1 protein-coding gene is annotated in these 343 nt (G+C 50.7%); it reads right to left on the bottom strand.

Annotation, left to right across the window (positions count from 1 at the left end):
- Positions 1-152 precede the first annotated feature (152 nt).
- A partial coding sequence (gene ccoS / locus Q1A75_RS24130; RefSeq protein WP_366142242.1) for a cbb3-type cytochrome oxidase assembly protein CcoS occupies positions 153-343 on the bottom strand: 191 nt, incomplete at its 5' end.

Raw genomic sequence — 343 nt, 5'->3', positions numbered from 1 at the left:
GAATAGCAGCCTAAATGAACCCCTGATCCATCTTAAACCGGCTGCAAATTGGTCGAAAATCTAGGACCACCTCTCTTCGCGTCTGTGAAAGTGGCAAAAAAGCGGCTGGGCGTTCTGTCTTTGTGCCATCAAAAAGTGGCGATCTTTGACTTTCAGGATGTCTCGTCCATCCTGTTAAGAGCCCCACGTTGCACATCGCTCATCGGCTTGTCCTCAGCCTCAAGAATGCGATGGGCATCACTTTCCATGTTGTCATATTGCTTGGCGTGCACGGACCAAAAGAACCCCAGAAGGGCGCAAAGCCCGAGGCCGATAGAGATGGGGATGAGGTAGATAATGGATG

Origin of the sequence: uncultured Tateyamaria sp. (assembly GCF_947504105.1) — a bacterium.
Classification (GTDB): Bacteria; Pseudomonadota; Alphaproteobacteria; order Rhodobacterales; family Rhodobacteraceae; genus Tateyamaria.
This window is presented reverse-complemented; position numbering and strand designations above follow the sequence as displayed.